We start from the raw sequence: 17,937 nt of genomic DNA, 5'->3' as shown, positions 1-17,937 counted from the left end.
TATGAAACTTCCACGACAAAAGTCGAGATAAAAACAAAAAGCCCGGCGCGAGCCGGGCTTCGTGACAAATGTGTCTTCCAGTCAGCTCACGCGCCGAGCTTTTACTTGGCGAGCTTGGCGATCCGCTGCGACAGACGCGACACCTTACGGCTCGCGTTGTTCTTGTGAATGATGTTGCGCTGCGCTGCCTTCATCAGCTCGGGCTCGGCGCGGCTCATCGCCTTCAGTGCCGCCTCGCGGTCGCCGCTCTTGATCGCTTCCTCGACGGTGCGCACCGCGCCACGCATCTGCGTGCGGCGCGACTTGTTGACGATGGTGCGGCGGGCAATCTTGCGGGTCGCCTTCTTGGCGGAGGTGGTGTTGGCCATGGTTCTCTAACTGTCCTTCGGCGGTGATCGCTCGGTGGTCGGGCTTGCGCGCACCGGCCGGTTCAAATCTCAACTCTGATGTATTTGTCCAAGGTGGTTTTCTTGGGTGTCCTTGAGGCGGCCATGCGAGGAGCGCAAAATGCTGCCCCGCGCCTGCGGCACTGTCCAAAGAACAGCGGCGGCAGGATTGCGCCCGCCGCCATCGGCCGGTCTTATAGATGGCGCGGGCTGAAGCGTCAACGCTTTCGGGACCCAAAAAGGGCCCGAAATCGCCCCCGCGGGGGCCGGATAAGCCGCTGAAGAGGTTGAATTTCCGGGGGGCGCCCGGTAAGGCCTGACGACGCGTGGGGCGCGACTGGGAGTTAGGGTGACGCATGATCCGCGGCTTTTTCCGTCTGATCGGCCTTCTGCTGCTGGCCGGCAGCTTCATCTTCATGGTCTATGACGGGGCCCGCTACGTCGCCGACCAGAGCCTGCGGTTCACCCAATTCGGCCAGTTCTGGAACGACATCCACCAGTCGAGCCAGCAGGCATTCCATGCCTGGGTGGATCGCTTCGCGCCCTGGCTCTGGAATGACGTGATCCGCCTGCTTCTTGAGCAGCCGGTGTTCGCAGTGCTCGGCATTGCCGGCATCCTGCTGATGATCCTGTTCCGGCCGCGCAAGCCATTGATCGGCTACGCGCGCGACTGATTTGTCGGCAGCCCTCCTTGGCTGCAGCCCTCAGTAACGGGGCTGCCATCATCCGCGTAAGGACATATATAGGTGACAGCCGGCCCGCAGGCCGTTGCCGCGTCGGCCGATGTCCCGCCTGGAGGTGTCCATGTTGTTCATGCGCAAGACCACCGCGTTGCCAAGCGCCGCCGAGGCGCTGCCGGGCCGCGCCACGCCGATCCCGACCGCGACCACCCATTTCGTCAATGGCAGCAAGTTGCAGCCGCCTTATCCGCAAGGCCTCGAGCAGGCGGTGTTCGGGCTCGGCTGCTTCTGGGGCGCGGAGCGCAAATTCTGGGAACTCGGCGAGGGAATCTACACCACCGCGGTCGGCTATGCCGGCGGCCACACGCCGAACCCGACCTATGAGGAAGTATGCTCGGGGCGCACCGGCCACACCGAAGTGGTGCTGGTCGTGTTCGACCCGAAGAAGATCTCCTACGAGAAGCTGCTAAAGACATTCTGGGAGAGCCACAACCCGACGCAGGGCATGCGCCAGGGCAACGACATCGGCACGCAATATCGCTCCGCGATCTACACGTTCAGCGACGCGCAGCGCAAAGCCGCCGACGAGTCGCAGGCGATGTATCAGAAGGCGCTGGCCGCCAAGGGGCTCGGCGCCATCACCACCGAGATCGCGTCAGCCGGCGAATTCTACTTCGCCGAGGACTACCACCAGCAATACCTCGCCAAGAATCCGGCGGGCTATTGCGGGCTCGGCGGCACCGGCGTGTCCTGCCCGATCGGCGTCGGCGTCACCGCCTGATCGTCTGGTTGAGAAAGAGCTCGCTCCGGAAAGCCGCTTTGCGCTCTTGCCGGGCACGGCGCTAAGCCAATGGGAGGCCGGCTTTTCCGGCCTCCCGCTCGACCCCTCGAAAACCCTTTATTAACCATAAGTGGTGCAAGACTGGGCCTGTCTCGCCGTTGAGGGATAGGTCCGGTGCCGGTTGCACGCGCGTTACGATTGCCGATCACTGCCGTTGTGGCTGCGCTCGCGCTGTCTGGCTGCATGAGCACGTCCGGTCCCGTCGCCGTCGGCCCGCAAGGCGTCGATGCCGTCAGCTATGGCCCGGCCTACGCACCCGCTCCGGTTGCCGATGCAGGCGGCGGCGGTGCGATCAGCGCATTGCGTTCCGCCTTCGCCAGCACGTCCCCTGGTTATGGCTATGCCGCACCGGCCGCCGCCCCGGTCGTCTATGCCGCCGCCTCCCCGGGTGGACCCCCCGCCGGTTACGACAACGGATATCACCTTGGCCCCGGCGACAAGCTCCGCGTCGTGGTCTACGGCCAGGAAGGCCTGACCAATTCCTATGCGATCGACGCCGCGGGCGCGATCACCATGCCGCTGATCGGCTCGGTGCCGGCACGCGGCCGCACGCCGGCCGGGCTTGCCGGCGAAATCTCGGCACGGCTGCGCAACGGCTTTATCCGCGAGCCTTCGGTGGCGGTCGAGATCGAGTCCTATCGTCCGTTCTTCATCCTCGGCGAAGTCCAGGCCCCCGGCCAATATCCCTACGTGCCGAACATGACGGTCGAGAGCGCGGTCGCGATCGCCGGCGGCTTCTCGCCGCGGGCCCGCCGCGACAGCGTGACGCTGACCCACACCGATGCGTCCGGCTCCGGCCGCTTCGTGGTGCCGCTGGGCACGCCGATGAGCCCGGGCGATACGGTGTTCGTCGGCGAGCGCTGGTTCTGACGAAGGACAGCGTCCTTCGTCATTCCGGGGCGGTGCGCCGCATCGAACCCGGAATCTCGAGGTTCCCCGGTGCGCAATTGCGCACCTGAGGTTCGCGCTTTGCGCTCCCCGGAACGACGGGTGGAGAAGCTCGCTTCCTACCGCTTCAAATGCTTCGCGAAAAATTCCATGCTGCGCGGCCAGGCGATGTCGGCGCTTGCCTTGTCGTAGCTGGCGCGCTCGTCGCAATGGAAGCCGTGCTGCGCGCCGGGATAGATGAAGACCTCGACCTCGGGCCGCTTCGACTTGATGGTCTCGACATCGCTCAAGGGAATGCCGGCATCCTTCTCGCCGAAATGCAGCTGCGTCGGCACTGCCGGCTTGTCGTCGGCGAAGCGCACGACGGCGCCGCCGTAATAGCCGACCGCGTCTGACAGCCCGGCGAGCTTGGTGGCGGCAGCATAGGCGACGCTGCCGCCGAGGCAGAAGCCGATGATGCCGACCGGCCCGACCGGTTTGACCGCGTCGGTCGCGGCCTGGGTGTCGCGCAGCATCGCGGCCCAGTCCGGATTGGCGACGAACTTCCGCGCCTCGGCGATCTCGTCGGGGGAATAGCCGCTCTGGAAGTTCGGCGTGATGCGGTCGAAGATCGAAGGTGCAACCGCGACATAGCCCTCCTTCGCAAGCCGGTCACAGACCGAGCGGATGTGGTGATTGACGCCAAAAATCTCCTGGATCACGACGACCGCGCCCTTCGGCGCGCCGGCAGGATCGGCGCGGTAGGCGCCGAGTTCAAATCCGTCCGAAGCCTTGAGTTTGATGTCTTGTCCCATGGTCCATCCTTGTCAGTTTGGGGGTTGCATGAAGGTCATCGACGATGTGGTCCAAAGCGCGATGAAATTGTCATCGCGCTTTGGCTCTTCGTTTGAGCATGGCCTTTCCGGAAACCACGTTTCCGGACCATGCTCTAGCGCCACATCCAGTTCTCGCCCCAGTCGGCCTTCCAGCCGGTTAGCCGGTGTTTGCGGAATTGGAGGAAGAGACGGTCGTGGTGCGGAAACAGCCCGCTGCCGCCGAGGTCGCGGAAGGTCAGGAAGATCTCGTTGCCGGGCCGTCCGCTGACATAGGTGAGGGGCGTGCCGAGCGCGCGCTGCGCGTCCGCGACGCCCATGCCGAACACCAGCGGCGTGGTGTTCGACAACGTCGCGGTGAAAGTGGACGGGGCTGTTACGAACGGCAGCTTCTGCGCGCTCGCCCCTGTCGTGGCCGCAGTCAGCAACAAGGCAACGGCGATTGTCTTCATGGCGCGGTCTTTCCCGGCGCGCCCTCAAGGCCGTCCAGGAACGGCAGCACCGCGGCGATGAAGGCCTGCGGCTGGTCGATGTTGACGGCGTGGCCGGCGTTCGGAATCACCGCCTTCTGCGCGCCGGGGATCTTCGCCGCCATGTAGTCGGACGCCGCCAGGAACGGCGTGTCGTCGGCGCCGACCACAACCAACGCTGGCACCTGGATCCCGGGCAGCGATTCGATCACCCGTGCATCGCGCTGTGCCAGCATGCCGCGCGCGGCGAGCGCGAGGCCCCTGGCGTTGCGATGGGTGACCGACGCGCGCTCTGCGCTCAGCGATCTCAGCACCTCGAGCCCTTCGCGGTCGAAGCGGTCGCCGGTGTCGCGGGCGCGCTTGTTCCAGACCTCGCGGGCGTCGTCCTTCTTGAAGCCCGGGCCGGTGTCGATGATCAGCAGCGCCCGCACCCGCTCCGGATGGGCGCGATGAAAGGCGAGTGACATGTAGCCGCCGAGCGACAGCCCGCCGACGATCGCCTTGTCGGCGCCGGCGGCGTCGAGCAAAGCGGCGATGTCGCCGACCGTCAGCGCTTCGCTATAGGCATCCGGATCGTCGGGATAGTCGGACTGACCGTGCCCGCGCATGTCCCACAGGATCAGCTTGTGCCGCTGCGACAGCGCCTCGATCTGGCCCTGCCACATCGCCGACGTCGAGGAATAGCCGTGGGTCAGGATCAGCGGCGGGCCGCTGCCGTGAACCTCGTAGTAGATGTCGACGCCGCTGCGGTTGAGTTTGGCCATTGACGGGCTCCTTGTGTTTCTCTCGCCGCTGTCATCGGACGGCGTTGCCGATCCCTGCTGCCGACACTTTGAGCAAGCGCCAGTCGATTAGACACGAACGCTGGCATTCCAAAAAGCGTCATGCCGTTGCCGCATCGCACAACAGGCATCTTCGGAAATTTATTCTTTTCGAGCAATTCCAAATTGGATTGCCTCCAGCCGGGAACCGGATCATTGTTTCGGCAACTGTCGCTGACCCGGTGGGCGCCGGCCAAGACCCAACAGTGAGTTGCCGCCGTAAGCGGCTTCCTACACCGGAAGGGGAGAGAGATGCCAAATCTCAATATCAACGGACGGAATATGTCCGTCGAGGCGGCCAATGACACGCCGCTGCTTTGGGTCATCCGCGAGCAATTGCAGATGACGGGCACCAAATTCGGTTGCGGCGCCGGTCTGTGTGGCGCCTGCACGGTTCACGTCAACGGCGAAGCGGTGCGGTCCTGCCAGACCTCGGTCGCCGACGCCGTCGGCAAGAAAATCACCACCATCGAAGGCCTCTCCGCCAAGGGCGATCATCCCTTGCAGAAGGCCTGGGTCGCCGAGCAGGTGCCGCAATGCGGCTACTGCCAGTCCGGCCAGATCATGCAGGCGGCGGCGCTGCTGTCGAAGAACACCAACCCGACCAAGGAAGAAGTGGTCGCGCATATGGACGGCAATCTCTGCCGTTGCATGACCTATTCACGAATCCAGAAGGCGATCATGCGCGCTGCGTCCGACATGCGCACCGCATCGGCCACCGGATCCGAGCGGAGGGCCACATGAACAAGCACGTGAAAAACCTCGCGTCCGAGACGACCGATCTCAGCCGCCGTTCCTTCCTGGTCGGCACCGCTGCAACCGGCCTCGTGCTCGGCTACTCAGCGTCCGGCATCGACCAGGCGCTCGCGGCACCCGCACCCGCCAACTTCGAGCCGAGCGTCTGGTATTCGATCGCGCCCGACGGTCTCGTCACCGTGACCTGCGGCAAGGCCGACATGGGCCAGCACGTCGCCTCGACCATGGCGCAGATCGTGGCCGAAGAGCTCGGCGCGAACTGGAAGGACATGCGGGTCCAGCTCGCCTCCAACGATCCTAAGTTCAACGATCCCGTGCTGGGCGCGCAGATCACCGGCGGCAGCTGGTCGACGATGATGAACTTCGACGCCATGAGCCGCGCCGGCGCAGCTGGCCGCATCGCATTGACCGAAGCGGCGGCAGCCTCCATGGGCGTGCCGGCCGGCGAGCTGGTGGTGCGCGACTCCAAGATCAGCCATGCGAAGTCGAAGAAGTCGATGTCGTTCGCCGAGGTGGTGAAGAGCGGCAAGGCGACCAAAACCTTCACGGCGGATGACCTGAAGGCGATTAAGCTCAAGACGCCCGACCAGTACACCATGATCGGCGTCTCGGTGCCGCAGCTCGACATTCCGTCGAAGGTCAACGGCACGGCCAAGTACGGCATCGACGTGATGGTGCCGGGCATGGTCCACGGCGCGCTGGTCACCCCGCCGGTGCGTTACGGCGCCACCGTGAAGTCGGTCGACGATAGCGCGGCCAAGAAGCTGCCCGGCTTCATCAAGGCCGTCACCCTCGACGACAAGACCACAACCACGACCGGCTGGGTCGTCGCGGTCGCCAACACCTATGCGCAGGCGAAGAAGGCCGCGGCGGCGCTGAAGATCAGCTATGACGGCGGTCCGAACGCAAAACTGTCGAGCGAATCGCTGTTCACGGAAGCCAAGCGGCTTCAGGGATTGAGCGATTCCGGAGAGTTCTTCGTCAAGGACGGTGATCCGAACGCGGCCTTCGGCTCGGCGGCCAAGCTGTTGGAGGCGGAATACACCACCAACATCAATATCCACGCGCCGATGGAGCCGATGAACGCCACCGCGGAGTTCAAGGGCGACATCCTGCACATCTATTCCGGCAACCAGTTCGCGACGCGCTCCGGTGCGATTGCGGCCGGCGCCGCCGGGATCGATCCGAAGTTCGTGGTGATGCACCAGATGTGGCTGGGCGGCGGCTTCGGCCGGCGTCTCGACGCCGACATGATGGTGCCCGCGGTGCAGGCGGCAAAGGCCGTCGGCAAGCCGGTCAAGGTCATCTACACGCGCGAAAACGACATGACGATGGATTTCTCGCGTCCACTGACCTACCAGAAGGTGAAGGCCGGCATGGACGGCGACGGCAAGATCGTCGCGATGAGCCACGACGTGGTCTCGGCCTGGCCGACCGCGCGTTGGGGGATCCCCGATTTCCTGACACCGTCGGTCGACAAGAAAGGGCCGCTCGACTCCTTTACCGTGAACGGAGCGGACTTCTTCTACACCGTGCCCAACCACTATGTGCGGGCGATCAAGAACGAGATGGCGCACAATGCCACCCCGTCGGGTCAGCTCCGCTCGGTGGCGCCGGGCTGGACGTTCTGGGCGGTCGAAAGCATGATCGACGAGATCGCGCATGCGACCGGCAAGGACCCGGCGCAGCTGCGCATCTCGTTGCTCGACGGCAAGGGCAAGAATGACGGCGGCGCGCAGCGTCTCCGCAACACCTTGCTCGCTGCGATGGGCCTTGCCGGCTACGGCACCAAGCAGCTGCCCAAGGGCGAAGGCATGGGGGTTGCCTGCGTGTCGTCGCAGGAGCGCGCCACGGCGAGCTGGACCGCCTGTGTCGCCCATGTCGCGGTTGCCCCGTCGGGCGAGGTGACGGTGAAGAAGCTGACGGTTGCGACCGACGTCGGTACGCAGGTGAATCCCGACGGCATCCGGGCCCAGGTCGAGGGCGCGGCGCTGTGGGGCATGTCGCTGGCGCTGTTCGAGAAGGCGACGTTGAAGGACGGCGGCATCGAGCAGACCAACTTCGACAGCTACACGCCGCTTCGGATGAGCCAGCTGCCGGAAGTCGCGGTCAACGTCATCGCCAATGGCGAGAAGGCGACCGGCGTCGGCGAGCCCGCGGTGACGGTGGTGGCGCCGGCAATCGGCAACGCCGTCTTCAACGCGGTCGGCGCCCGCGTCCGCGGCCTGCCGATCACCGCGGAAGCCGTCAAGGCGGCGATGAAGGCGTAACGGCCTGAACGAACAAGGACGCCGGAGAGCACGGGCTCTCCGGCGTTTTCCTTTGCTCCGCGCGTCGGCCGGGCGGTGACCGCATCAACACCCTCGAAGCCGCAAAAATTCATGATTCGCCGCCGACGCTCGCATCTGCATTGATTTTCGGCCGGCCTGATTTTGCTGGCGGATTCGGCGATCCGTCAAATTGTATCCATTGCGCTTAAGCGCCGTTCAGCATCCCCATTAAGCCGGAGGGAACGCATCGTCAGGTAGCGTCCCAGCGTCGGTCGTTACCGCGACGGGGATGCCATGACTGCCTTAGCCAACAACCAGACTTCGAAGCGCCGCCTCCTGCTGGCGTCAGATCGAAGCGATCAGAGCAACGAGCTTGCCAGCATCCTGCGCTCGGTGGGCGAGGTCGATACCGTTCCGACCTCCGACATTCCCGAGCAGCCGGCCCGCGATCTCTCTGGCATCGTCGTCGACATCAACCTGCGTTCGCCCGAAGCCGTGCAACTCGTCCGCGCCAAGCTGCAGGCCGACGCCTATCGCGAGATGCCGCGGCTGTTCGTGCTGGCGGATGCCTTGCATCACGCCTCGATGCAGGCCTGGGCGCTCGGCGCCACCGACACGATCTCACGGCCGTTCGATGCGCGCGGCATCCTGCAGCGCATCCGCGCCGCGTTTCCCGACGACAGCGGCTATGACGAGACCGACCGCGGCAAGGCGCTCAACCGCGGCGTCGAAGCCGCGCACGGCGTGATGGTCAAGATGTTCGAGCGGATGCGCGCCGGCGAGCCGCTCAAGTTCGAGGACATCGTCGCTGCCGAGAACAAGATCCTGAAGGCGATCAAGCACAACTCGCTGCGCGAATGGCTGACCACGGTCGGCTGCCATCACCAGGAGACCTATCGCCACTGCCTGTTCGTGACCGGTTTTGCGGTTGCGTTCGCGCAGCATCTCGGCATGCGCGACGACGATCAGCGCCGGCTCGCCCGCGCCGCGCTGCTGCACGACGTCGGCAAGGCCTTCGTTCCGGTCGCGCTGCTCGACAAGCCCGGCGCATTGACGGTCGAGGAAATGGCCGAGATGCGCGAGCATCCGCGCCGCGGCTACGAGGCGCTGTCCGCGCAGGGCGGCTTCCCGCCGGAAATGCTCGACGTGATCCTGCACCACCACGAATTCCTCGACGGCACCGGCTATCCGAACGGCCTCAGCGGCAACCAGATCAGCGACATCGTCCGCGTCACCACGATCGTCGATGTCTATGCCGCTTTGGTCGAGAAGCGCGCCTACCGGCTGCAGTTCACCCACGCCAAGGCGTTCTCCATGATGGAGGAGATGGGCGGCAAGCTCGACCAGCAATTGCTGCAGGCGTTCCGCCCGGTGGCGTTCGGGCATTATTGAGCCCTCAACCCCGTCATTGCTACGTCGCTTCGTCGTCGCAATGCCGGCTGAGGCGACGGCTCTAGCCAATCAACGCAAGTCGTGCTCCTTACCTCCGCCTAGATTCCGGTGATCATCGGCAAGACCGATGCTGGGGCGAGTGAGGACGATCATGGATACGGCAACGACCGGGGATTTCGACATCCCCGCCGACATCGCGGCAACCCTTGTCGATCCCGTCGCCTATGCGGACGACCGCATCCACGACAGCTATCGATGGCTGCGCGCCAATAACCCGCTTGGCATCGCGCGGCCCGAGAAGTTCGATCCGTTCTGGGTGGTGACCAAGCACGCCCATATCCAGGCAATCAGCCGGCAGAACGAGCTGTTCCACAACGCCGACCGGCCGACCACGCTGACGACGCAGGCGCTCGAGGAGCGCGTTCGCAAGATCACCGGCGGGCCCAATTTGGTGCGCTCGCTGGTGCAGATGGACGCGCCCGATCATCCGAAATATCGCGCGCTGACGCAAGGCTGGTTCATGCCGGCCAATCTCGGCAAGTTCGAGGCCCGCGTCCGCGAGATCGCGCGCGCCACGGTGCAACGCATGCTCGCGAGGGGCGGCGCCTGCGACTTCGTTGAGGACGTCGCGCTCGGCTATCCCCTGCACGTCATCATGGAGATCCTCGGCGTGCCCGAGGCGGACGAGCCGCGCATGCTCAAGCTGACGCAGGAACTGTTCGGCCCGCAGGATCCCGACACCGCGCGCGTTCGCGACGCGCTGAGCGCGGAGCAGGTCTCCGCGATGCTGCAGGCGATCATCGCCGACTTCTCCGCCTACTTCCGCAAGATCACCGAGGATCGCCGCCAGAACCCGCGCGACGATCTCGCCACCGTCATCGCCAATGCGAAGATCGGCGGCGACTACATGCCGGAGCACGACCAGACCAGCTATTACATGATCGTCGCGACCGCGGGCCACGACACCACCTCATCCTCGACCGCGGGCGCGATCTGGGCGCTGGCCAGGGACCCCGCGGAATTTGCCAAAGTGAAGGCCAATCCGGAATTGATCCCGGGCTTGGTCGACGAGTCGATCCGCTGGATGACGCCGGTCAAGCATTTCATGCGCTCGGCAACCGCGGATACCGAGCTCGGCGGCCGCAAGATCGCCAAGGGCGATTGGCTGATGCTATGCTACGCCTCAGGCAATCGCGATGAGGAGGTGTTCGAGGACCCCGATCGCTTCCGCAGCGATCGCAAGCCCAATCGCCATGTCGCGTTCGGCTATGGCGCGCATCTCTGCCTCGGTCAGTACCTCGCCAAGCTCGAGATGCGCATCCTGTTCGAGGAGCTGCTGCCGCGCCTGAAGTCGCTGTCGCTCGACGGCGAGGTGAAGATGACGCGGGCCTATTTTGTCAACGGCCCAAAGAAGCTGCCGATCCGGTTCGAGGTGAATTGACGCGGCCAGGGCCACGTCACTCCAGCATCTTCCTGAGCTCCGCCTTCGCGACCTTCTCCAGCGTCGAGCGCGGCATTTCGTCGACGAAGCGGATCTCGCGGGGCACCTTGAAGTCCGCGAGCCCGGAGCGGCAGGCGGTCATGACGTTGTCGTGCAAATCGGCGGGCAGGGCGGCGACGCCGGTTTGCGGGATGATGAAGACGACCGGCACTTCGTCCAGCATCGGATGCTTTTTCGCCACGACAGCGGCCTCGCGCACGCCCGGCACCACCGCGATCACCTGTTCGATCTCGGAGGCCGCGACATTCTCGCCGCCGACTTTCAGCATGTCCTTGGAGCGATCGCCGAACTTGACGTAGCCGCGCTCCAGCATCGTGACGCGGTCGCCGGTGATGAAATAGCCGTGCTCGTCGAAGCTCTCGCGCGTGGCCGTCTCGTTGTGCAGATATTCGGCGAACAGCGACAGGCCCGGAATGCCCTTGATCAGGAGGTTGCCGGTCTCGCCGACGCCGGTCGGCGTGCCGTCGTCATTGGTGATGCGGATTTCGTATTCGGGCGCGGCACGGCCGATCGACATCGGCGTGTTGGGTTGATCGACCTCGCCGATGATGCCGTGGGTGATGGTCTCGGTCATGCCCCACCAGCCGATGATCTTGATGCCGAACACGTTGAACGCCGGCGGCTCGTTCACGGCGGTGCCCCAGAGCCGGAACTTGTGATTCTTCGGCACCTCGTGTTCCAGCAGCGCCTTCATGCAGAACGGGATCGTCGAGGTCCAGGTCGCGCCGTGCTCGAGCGCCACCGGCCAGAAGCGGCTCGCCGAGAAGCGCGGCTGGATCACACAGGTCGCTCCGACCCACAGGCTCGCCAGCATCGAATAGGCCAGCGCGTTGGTGTGGAACAGCGGCAGGTAGGTCTGGTGCACGTCAAAGGCGTGCAGGTCCTGATGTACGGCGTTGATCTTGGCGCCCCACAGCGCGTTGGCGTGGGTCCACAGCACCGCCTTCGGCCGCGACGTGGTGCCGGAGGTATATTGCACGCTGCAGGGCGCGAACGGATCGGTCGGGCGACGCGGCCGGTCTGCGCTGTCGGCAAACAACGCGTCGAAGCTGTCACCGCGCGCGGGCGGCTGAGCCGGCGCTTGCCCGGCGTCGTGCGAGGTCACCGCGATCCAGCGCAGGCCCTTGCAGTTGGCTGATATCAGCTCGGCATAGGCCGGCTGGGTGATCGCGGCGACCGCGCCGCAATGGCCCGCAAAATATTCGATCTCGGCGGCGGCGGAACGGGTATTGGTGGTGACGGCGATGGCGCCGAGCTCGACGCAGGCGAACCACGACATGATCGCCTCGATACAATTGTCGAGATGGATCAGGACATAGTCACCCCGCCGGATGCCGCGCTTCGCAAGACCCGCAGCGAGCGCGCCGACGCGCTCATGGAATTCGCCGTAGCTCCAGCGCCGTGCCGGCGCGTCGAACGGCGCCCAGATCAGGAATGGATGATCGCGGCGCACCTCGGCGCGCATCCGCAGCAGCCATGGCACGTCGAGCCCCGCAAACGGTCCGACGACGCCCGGCACTGCTTTTGAATTGCTCATATGTCCTCCCGCGCGGCCTTGCCGGCCGCCATTGGTCTTGGTTGGGAGCAGTTCTGCCATCGGTATGCGCCGAGAGCAAATCGGGATTTGCAAAGCGGTTTTGCGTTGAAGCAATCTGTTCCGCCGCGCGGAAGAGATCGATTTATTCGCGGCATCCGTCATCGGGCGCGCATTCGCACGCCACGCCGGCTCGCAAGGACGAGCGAAAGCTAGGTCGCGCCCTTCTCGTACGACGAGATCTCGATCAGGCTGCCGTCGGGGTCGCGGCAATAGACCGAGCGCAGCGTGCCGCGCGCGCCTTGCTTGGCCACCGGGCCTTCCTCGATCCTGACGCCATTGGCCTTCAGATGCGCGACCACTTCCTCGGGCGTGCTGGAGGTGAGGAAGCAGAGATCGTCGCTGCCGGCCGCCTCGTGATCGGCGGTGAACCAGTCCACCTTGTCGGCATCGCGCGGCCGCACATTGATCTTCTGGTTGCCGAACACCAGCGAGGTGCGCGGTGTCTTGCCCTTGCCCGGGTCGAACACCTTCACCTCCATGCCGAGGATCCTGCTGTACCAGGCAACCGAGCGCACGACATCGGTGACGTTGATCACGAGATGGTCGAGCCCATTCACCTTGACGGACATGATCGATCCTCTTCGGTCCAGAGTGCTTTCGAGCGATGTGGTCGCCGGTTCTGATGCGATCAGAGCCGAAGCTTAGTCTTTCGTCGCGGTCGGCGGCGCACGTGTCGCACTGGCCGCTTCAGGCATTGTTTGTTAAAACCGCGCCGCACGCAACGCAACAGAAACGGGCAGGGCGCCAAACCCTGCTGGATTGGGAGAAACTTCATGATTTCACGCCGTACCGCGCTGGGCCTGATCGGGTCGGGGATTTCGACATTCGCGATCGGCCGCGCTTCCGCTGCCGACTATCCGGCGCGGCCGGTGCGCTGGATCGTGGGTTATCCGCCGGGCGGTGCCACCGACATCATCGCGCGCCTGATCGGGCAGCGGCTGTCGGAGAGGCTCGGGCAGCAATTCGTGATCGAGAACAAGCCGGGCGCCGGCAACAATATCGGCACCGAGGCGGCGATCAACGCCGAGCCGGACGGCTACACTGTGCTGCTGGTCAATCCAGCCAACTACATCAACGCCTCGCTCTACGCCAATCTGAAGTTCAACTTCGTGCGCGATGTCGCGCCGGTTGCTTCCTTCAATCGCGTGCCGAACGTGATGACCGTCAACAAGGACGTGCCCGCCAAGACCGTCGCCGAGTTCATCGAATATGTGAAGGCCAATCCCGGCAAGGTGAACATGGCCTCTTCCGGCAACGGCACCTCGGTGCATCTCTCCGGCGAGATGTTCATGGCGATGACCGGCTGCAAGATGCAGCACGTGCCGTATCGCGGCGCCGCGCCCGCGATCACCGACATGCTCGGCGGCCAGGTGCAGGTGATCTTCGACAACATGCCCTCGATCATCCAGCACATCCGCTCCGGCGCGCTGCGCGCGCTGGCGGTGACGTCAACCGAGCGATCCTCGCAACTGCCGGACGTTCCGTCGGTCGCCGAGACCGTGAAGGGCTACGAGGCGAGCGCGCTGTTCGGCATGGGCGCGCCGAAGAACATGCCGAAGGAAGTTATCGCCAAGCTCAACACCGAGATCAACGCCGTGCTCGCCGAACCCGACATGAAGAAGCGCCTGGTCGAGCTCGGCGGCGATCCGCTGATCCAGACGCCGGAAGCCTTCGGCAACGACATCAAGGCCGAGACCGACAAGTGGAAGAAGGTGGTCGAATTCGCCGGCCTCAAGGTCGAGTAGACGCCGCAAGAGGTGCGATGCTGGATCGCGCGGGACCAATGTGGCCCGCGCGGAACAGCCGGTCCCTGGCCGAAGCCAAATTCGTCGGCCTTGACGCGGAATAAAATGACGTTCAGGAACCTTACAAAGGATGCCGTATCTTGCTAACTGCGGCATCCGAGGAGCCGGATCATGCGCGCATCGGGATTGGCAATGCTTGTTCTGGGAACGGTGACGCTCGCCGGCGCGGCGAGTATCACGCCCGCTTCCGCCGATCCTTATGACTACCCATGGTGTGCGCAGGGCCCGAGCCTGGGCTATCCCGGCGAATGCGCCTATCGAACCTACGAGCAATGTCTCGCGAGCGTTTCCGGCCGCTATCTCTATTGCGGCGAGAATCCGCGCTTCCTGTTCAGCGAACCGCCGCCGCCGCCACCGGGCCGCTATCAGCGCCGGCACCGGACCGTTTATCCCGACTAGCGTTGCGGCATTACCGCAAGGCGGTCTGTCGCCACCGTTCCTGACGTTCGTCCCTGCGCCGGGCCACGTCTTGACGCCATCGTGAAGTCGCGCGCTTGACGTCGCGCCGTTTGCGCCTATACTAAACCACATGGTTAAGTATCAGGACGAGACGCTGGACCGCACCTTTGCCGCGCTTTCCGATCCCACCCGCCGCGCGCTGCTGGCGCGGCTCGGCGAGCAGGACAGCCTGTCGGTGAGCGAGCTGGCGCAGCCGTTCGCGATGTCGTTGCCCGCGATCATGAAGCATCTCGACGTGCTCACCGATGCGGGTCTCGTCGCGCGCGAAAAGACCGGACGCACGGTGGCGTGCCGGCTCACCGCGCGGCCGATGGAGCAGGCGATGAACTGGCTCAATCGCTATGCGCAATTCTGGTCCGACAACCTCGACCGCCTTGCCGCTTTTGTGGAGGAAGATCCATGGCAAACAAATCCGCAGTCGCCGTCGATGCCGGCCCCGCCGCGCGCCCAAGCCTCACTCTCACGCGGCGGCTCCGCGCGCGGCCGGAAAAAGTCTACTCCGCGTGGACCGAGCCGGAAAATCTAGCGCAGTGGTTCGGACCGGGTGGGGTCAAGCCGGCCACGACGCGTGCGGAGCTCGATGTGTGCGTCGGCGGACGCTATCGCATCGGATTCATCGGCACGAACGGCGAGTATCACGAGGTCGGCGGCGTCTATCGTGAGGTGGTGCCGAACGAGAAGCTGGTGTTCAGCTGGGCCTGGCATTCGACGCCCGAACGCGAATCCGAGGTGACGATATCGATCAAGCCCGATGCCGGCGGTACGCTGCTCACCTTCCATCACGCGCAGTTCGTCGACGAGACCGCCCGCGACAACCACCAGCGCGGCTGGACCGCATTCCTCGGCAATCTGGAAAGCTTTGTCGACGCCTGATCTGCAAAGGAGCATCCCATGCAACAGCACAAGATCGTCTCGCGCGAGGAATGGATCGCAGCCCGCAAGGCATTGATGGCCGGTGAGAAGGAACTGACCCAGGCCCGCGACGCGCTGAGCCGGCAGCGCCGCGAACTGCCATGGGTGAAGGTCGACAAGGACTATGTGTTCGACGGCCCTGGCGGCAAAATGACGCTCGGCGATCTCTTCAGGGGCAGGCCGCAACTCGTGGTGCAGCACGTGATGTTCGCGCCGGAGTGGGACGCAGCGTGCAAGAGCTGCTCGTTCTGGGCCGACGGCTTCGAGCGCATGGTTCCGCATCTGGCCGCGCGCGACACCACGATGATCGCGATCTCGCGGGCGCCGCTCGCCAAGCTCGACGCATTCAAGGCACGGATGGGCTGGACCTTCGACTGGGTCTCCTCGGGAGAGAGCGACTTCAACTACGATTACGGCGTCTCGTTCACGCAAGCGCAGATCGATGCGGGGACCGCGAAGTACAACTATGGAACGACCCCGCTCTACGGTCCCGAACTGCCCGGCATCAGCGTGTTCTGTCGCGACGAGCAGGGAAGCGTGTTCCACACCTACTCGACCTTCGCGCGCGGCCTCGACATGATGAATGCCGCCTATCACTATCTCGACCTGACGCCGCTCGGCCGCCACGAGGAAGGATTGCCCTATCCGATGGATTGGGTGCGGCTACGTGACCAGTACCAACCGGCGCCGGTTCAGGCATCCTGCTGTCACTCCTGATCGTCATTGCGAGCGCAGCGAAGCAATCCATCGCGCCGCAAGTGTCGAGATGGGTTGCTTCATAGCTTCGCTCCTCGCAATGACGGGGAACCAAACAGCAGGAAGTCATCCGCATGCCTTACGTCGATGGGTTCATCGTCGCCGTGCCGAAGAAGAAACTCAAAGCCTATGCGCAACTCTCGAAGAAGGCCGGCAAGGTCTGGCGCGAGTATGGCGCGCTGGATTATCGCGAATGGGTTGCCGACGACGTCAAGCCGGGCAAGCTGACCTCATTTCCGCAGAGCGTGAAACTGAAGGCCGGTGAAACCGTCGTGTTCGCCTGGATCACCTACAAGTCGCGCGCCCAGCGCGACAGGATCAACGCCAAGGTGATGGCCGATCCACGCCTGGCATCGATGGGCACGGGCGACGTGCCGTTCGACGCCAAGCGGATGATCTATGGCGGCTTCGCCAGCCTCGTGAAGGTCTGACGCGGCACGGTTTCGCCGCAATCCGCACAGTAACCGGCTGTTAAACATCACGCTCGGCAACCGGCGCGGTGCCGCTTGCGTTTACTTGGTGATCCCGTATACTTTGCAATACAAAGTTCTGGCGAATCATGCGTGACCTCGACAAGGCGTTGGCCGATATCCTCGCGATCCGCAGCCAGATTGCGGCCGGAACGGCGTTTCGCGGCTACGGTCCGGCGACCGTCGCCGCCACCAGCGGCATCGCGCTCATCACGGCGCTTGCGCAATATCTCTGGCTTGCCGATCCCACCGCTCATCCGGTCGCGTTCCTCGCAGGCTGGGCGGCGGCCGCGTTGGTCTCCGCCGTGCTGATCTGGATCGAGATGCAGGCGCGCTCGCGCCGGCATCATTCCGGCCTTGCGGACGCGATGGTCCAGCAGGCGATCGAGCAGTTCGTTCCGGCTGTGATCGCCGGCGTGCTGCTCGCTGTCCTGCAATGGAAGTTCGCGCCCGAGACGCTGTGGATGCTGCCTGGCCTGTGGCAGGTGCTGGTCAGCCTCGGCGTGTTCGCCTCGGTCCGCCTGCTGCCGCGCACGATCGCGCTCGGCGGCGCCTGGTATTTCCTGTCGGGCTTCACGGTGCTCTTGATCGCAAGCCAGAGCCACGCGCTGTCGCCCTGGACCATGGGACTGCCATTCGCGATCGGCCAGTTGCTGCTCGCAGCACTGCTTTATTTCGCTTCCGGAGGCCATGATGCCGAAGACTGACCTGACCACCGCGCCGTTCGCCTATGATGGCCTCGACCGCGTCATCCACGAGAAGGCGCGGCTCGGCCTGCTGACCTCGCTGATGGCGCATCCGAAGGGGCTCGCCTTTGCCGATCTCAAGCAGCTCTGCGGCCTGACCGACGGCAACCTCAGCCGGCACCTGCAGGTGCTGCAGGAGGCCGGTCTCGTCGACGTCATCAAGGGCTATGAAGGCAATCGTCCGCACACCACCTGCCGCCTGACCAAGAGCGGTCGCCGCCGTTTCCTCGACTATCTCGCCGTGCTCGAGCAGCTGGTGCGTGACGCGGCCAAGGCCGCCGGCACGGCCGAGAGGGCTGCCGGTACGGCAGAAAAGGCCATCGGCAAGGACGACCGCGCAGCCAGCCGCCTCGGTATCCAGCCGGTTTGAATCAT

At 64.6% G+C, this 17,937-nt stretch carries 20 protein-coding genes and 1 pseudogene; 15 read left to right on the top strand and 6 right to left on the bottom strand.

Features of this window, described 5'->3' with window-relative positions:
* Nucleotides 1-101: 101 nt before the first annotated feature.
* Nucleotides 102-368, bottom strand: coding sequence for a 30S ribosomal protein S20 (rpsT, locus tag ACE10X_RS43570; RefSeq protein ID WP_016842667.1), 267 nt, complete (start codon nt 366-368; stop codon nt 102-104).
* A gap of 374 nt (nt 369-742) precedes the next feature.
* On the opposite strand from rpsT, the gene ACE10X_RS43565 reads away from it, so the two are divergent.
* The 3 genes from ACE10X_RS43565 (at nt 743) to ACE10X_RS43555 (ending at nt 2,777) form a co-directional block, all read left to right on the top strand.
* Nucleotides 743-1,060 carry a hypothetical protein gene (locus ACE10X_RS43565; protein WP_016842666.1) on the top strand — a complete coding sequence of 106 codons (318 nt, stop codon included), beginning with the start codon at nt 743-745 and terminating at the stop codon, nt 1,058-1,060.
* A 130-nt stretch (nt 1,061-1,190) separates the two neighbouring features.
* Nucleotides 1,191-1,847: a peptide-methionine (S)-S-oxide reductase MsrA gene (gene msrA, locus ACE10X_RS43560; protein ID WP_038382557.1), complete on the top strand. Its 657-nt coding sequence runs from the start codon at nt 1,191-1,193 to the stop codon at nt 1,845-1,847.
* Nucleotides 1,848-2,021: 174 nt separating this feature from the next.
* The gene (locus ACE10X_RS43555; RefSeq protein ID WP_038382556.1) at nt 2,022-2,777 is read left to right on the top strand and encodes a polysaccharide biosynthesis/export family protein; all 756 of its coding nucleotides are present in this window, start codon (nt 2,022-2,024) and stop codon (nt 2,775-2,777) included.
* Nucleotides 2,778-2,914: 137 nt separating this feature from the next.
* On the opposite strand, the gene ACE10X_RS43550 is transcribed toward ACE10X_RS43555, so the two are convergent.
* From ACE10X_RS43550 to ACE10X_RS43540, 3 genes are all read right to left on the bottom strand, one after another.
* A complete protein-coding gene (locus tag ACE10X_RS43550) occupies nt 2,915-3,589 on the bottom strand; it encodes a dienelactone hydrolase family protein (protein WP_038382555.1) in 675 nt (224 codons plus the stop codon).
* Between the two features lie 134 nt (nt 3,590-3,723).
* Nucleotides 3,724-4,059, bottom strand: coding sequence for a hypothetical protein (locus ACE10X_RS43545; RefSeq protein ID WP_028341400.1), 336 nt, complete (start codon nt 4,057-4,059; stop codon nt 3,724-3,726).
* On the bottom strand, nt 4,056-4,841 hold the full coding sequence (locus ACE10X_RS43540; RefSeq protein ID WP_038382554.1) for an alpha/beta fold hydrolase: 786 nt from the start codon (nt 4,839-4,841) through the stop codon (nt 4,056-4,058). The genes ACE10X_RS43545 and ACE10X_RS43540 overlap by 4 nt, the downstream gene beginning before the upstream one ends.
* A 309-nt stretch (nt 4,842-5,150) precedes the next feature.
* Here ACE10X_RS43540 and ACE10X_RS43535 point away from each other — a divergent pair, with 309 nt between their 5' ends.
* The 4 genes from ACE10X_RS43535 (at nt 5,151) to ACE10X_RS43520 (ending at nt 10,757) form a co-directional block, all read left to right on the top strand.
* The gene (locus ACE10X_RS43535) at nt 5,151-5,642 is read left to right on the top strand and encodes a (2Fe-2S)-binding protein (protein ID WP_026192016.1); all 492 of its coding nucleotides are present in this window, start codon (nt 5,151-5,153) and stop codon (nt 5,640-5,642) included.
* Entirely contained in the window at nt 5,639-7,924 is a 2,286-nt protein-coding gene (locus ACE10X_RS43530) for a molybdopterin cofactor-binding domain-containing protein (RefSeq protein WP_038382553.1), read from the top strand. The genes ACE10X_RS43535 and ACE10X_RS43530 overlap by 4 nt, the downstream gene beginning before the upstream one ends.
* Before the next feature lie 294 nt (nt 7,925-8,218).
* A complete protein-coding gene (locus ACE10X_RS43525; RefSeq protein ID WP_016842658.1) occupies nt 8,219-9,316 on the top strand; it encodes an HD-GYP domain-containing protein in 1,098 nt (365 codons plus the stop codon).
* Nucleotides 9,317-9,467: 151 nt separating this feature from the next.
* Nucleotides 9,468-10,757 carry a cytochrome P450 gene (locus tag ACE10X_RS43520; RefSeq protein WP_051002737.1) on the top strand — a complete coding sequence of 430 codons (1,290 nt, stop codon included), beginning with the start codon at nt 9,468-9,470 and terminating at the stop codon, nt 10,755-10,757.
* A gap of 16 nt (nt 10,758-10,773) precedes the next feature.
* Here ACE10X_RS43520 and ACE10X_RS43515 read toward each other — a convergent pair whose 3' ends face one another.
* A complete protein-coding gene (locus ACE10X_RS43515; RefSeq protein ID WP_038382567.1) occupies nt 10,774-12,354 on the bottom strand; it encodes an AMP-binding protein in 1,581 nt (526 codons plus the stop codon).
* Nucleotides 12,355-12,563: 209 nt separating this feature from the next.
* Nucleotides 12,564-12,983, bottom strand: coding sequence for a VOC family protein (locus tag ACE10X_RS43510; protein WP_038382552.1), 420 nt, complete (start codon nt 12,981-12,983; stop codon nt 12,564-12,566).
* A gap of 204 nt (nt 12,984-13,187) precedes the next feature.
* On the opposite strand from ACE10X_RS43510, the gene ACE10X_RS43505 reads away from it, so the two are divergent.
* From ACE10X_RS43505 to ACE10X_RS43470, 8 genes and pseudogenes are all read left to right on the top strand, one after another.
* A complete protein-coding gene (locus ACE10X_RS43505) occupies nt 13,188-14,159 on the top strand; it encodes a tripartite tricarboxylate transporter substrate binding protein (protein ID WP_038382551.1) in 972 nt (323 codons plus the stop codon).
* A gap of 171 nt (nt 14,160-14,330) precedes the next feature.
* Nucleotides 14,331-14,618, top strand: coding sequence for a DUF3551 domain-containing protein (locus ACE10X_RS43500; protein WP_028341408.1), 288 nt, complete (start codon nt 14,331-14,333; stop codon nt 14,616-14,618).
* A 130-nt stretch (nt 14,619-14,748) separates the two neighbouring features.
* Nucleotides 14,749-15,204: a helix-turn-helix transcriptional regulator gene (locus tag ACE10X_RS43495; RefSeq protein ID WP_038382550.1), complete on the top strand. Its 456-nt coding sequence runs from the start codon at nt 14,749-14,751 to the stop codon at nt 15,202-15,204.
* A pseudogene (locus tag ACE10X_RS43490) lies at nt 15,189-15,551 on the top strand (SRPBCC domain-containing protein); the annotation flags it as partial. The gene ACE10X_RS43495 and the pseudogene ACE10X_RS43490, both read left to right, overlap by 16 nt.
* Before the next feature lie 18 nt (nt 15,552-15,569).
* On the top strand, nt 15,570-16,307 hold the full coding sequence (locus ACE10X_RS43485) for a thioredoxin family protein (RefSeq protein ID WP_038382548.1): 738 nt from the start codon (nt 15,570-15,572) through the stop codon (nt 16,305-16,307).
* A 113-nt stretch (nt 16,308-16,420) separates the two neighbouring features.
* Nucleotides 16,421-16,777, top strand: coding sequence for a DUF1428 domain-containing protein (locus tag ACE10X_RS43480; protein ID WP_028341411.1), 357 nt, complete (start codon nt 16,421-16,423; stop codon nt 16,775-16,777).
* Nucleotides 16,778-16,905: 128 nt separating this feature from the next.
* A complete protein-coding gene (locus tag ACE10X_RS43475) occupies nt 16,906-17,523 on the top strand; it encodes a hypothetical protein (RefSeq protein WP_038382547.1) in 618 nt (205 codons plus the stop codon).
* Nucleotides 17,510-17,932, top strand: a complete 423-nt coding sequence (locus ACE10X_RS43470; protein ID WP_375764659.1) for a transcriptional regulator — start codon at nt 17,510-17,512, stop codon at nt 17,930-17,932. The genes ACE10X_RS43475 and ACE10X_RS43470 overlap by 14 nt, the downstream gene beginning before the upstream one ends.
* Nucleotides 17,933-17,937 lie beyond the last annotated feature (5 nt).

The sequence above is a fragment of the Bradyrhizobium sp. Pha-3 genome (assembly GCF_042258325.1).
GTDB lineage: Bacteria > Pseudomonadota > Alphaproteobacteria > Rhizobiales > Xanthobacteraceae > Bradyrhizobium > Bradyrhizobium elkanii.
Note: the sequence above shows the minus strand (reverse complement) of the source record. Positions and strands in the feature narration are given on the sequence as shown.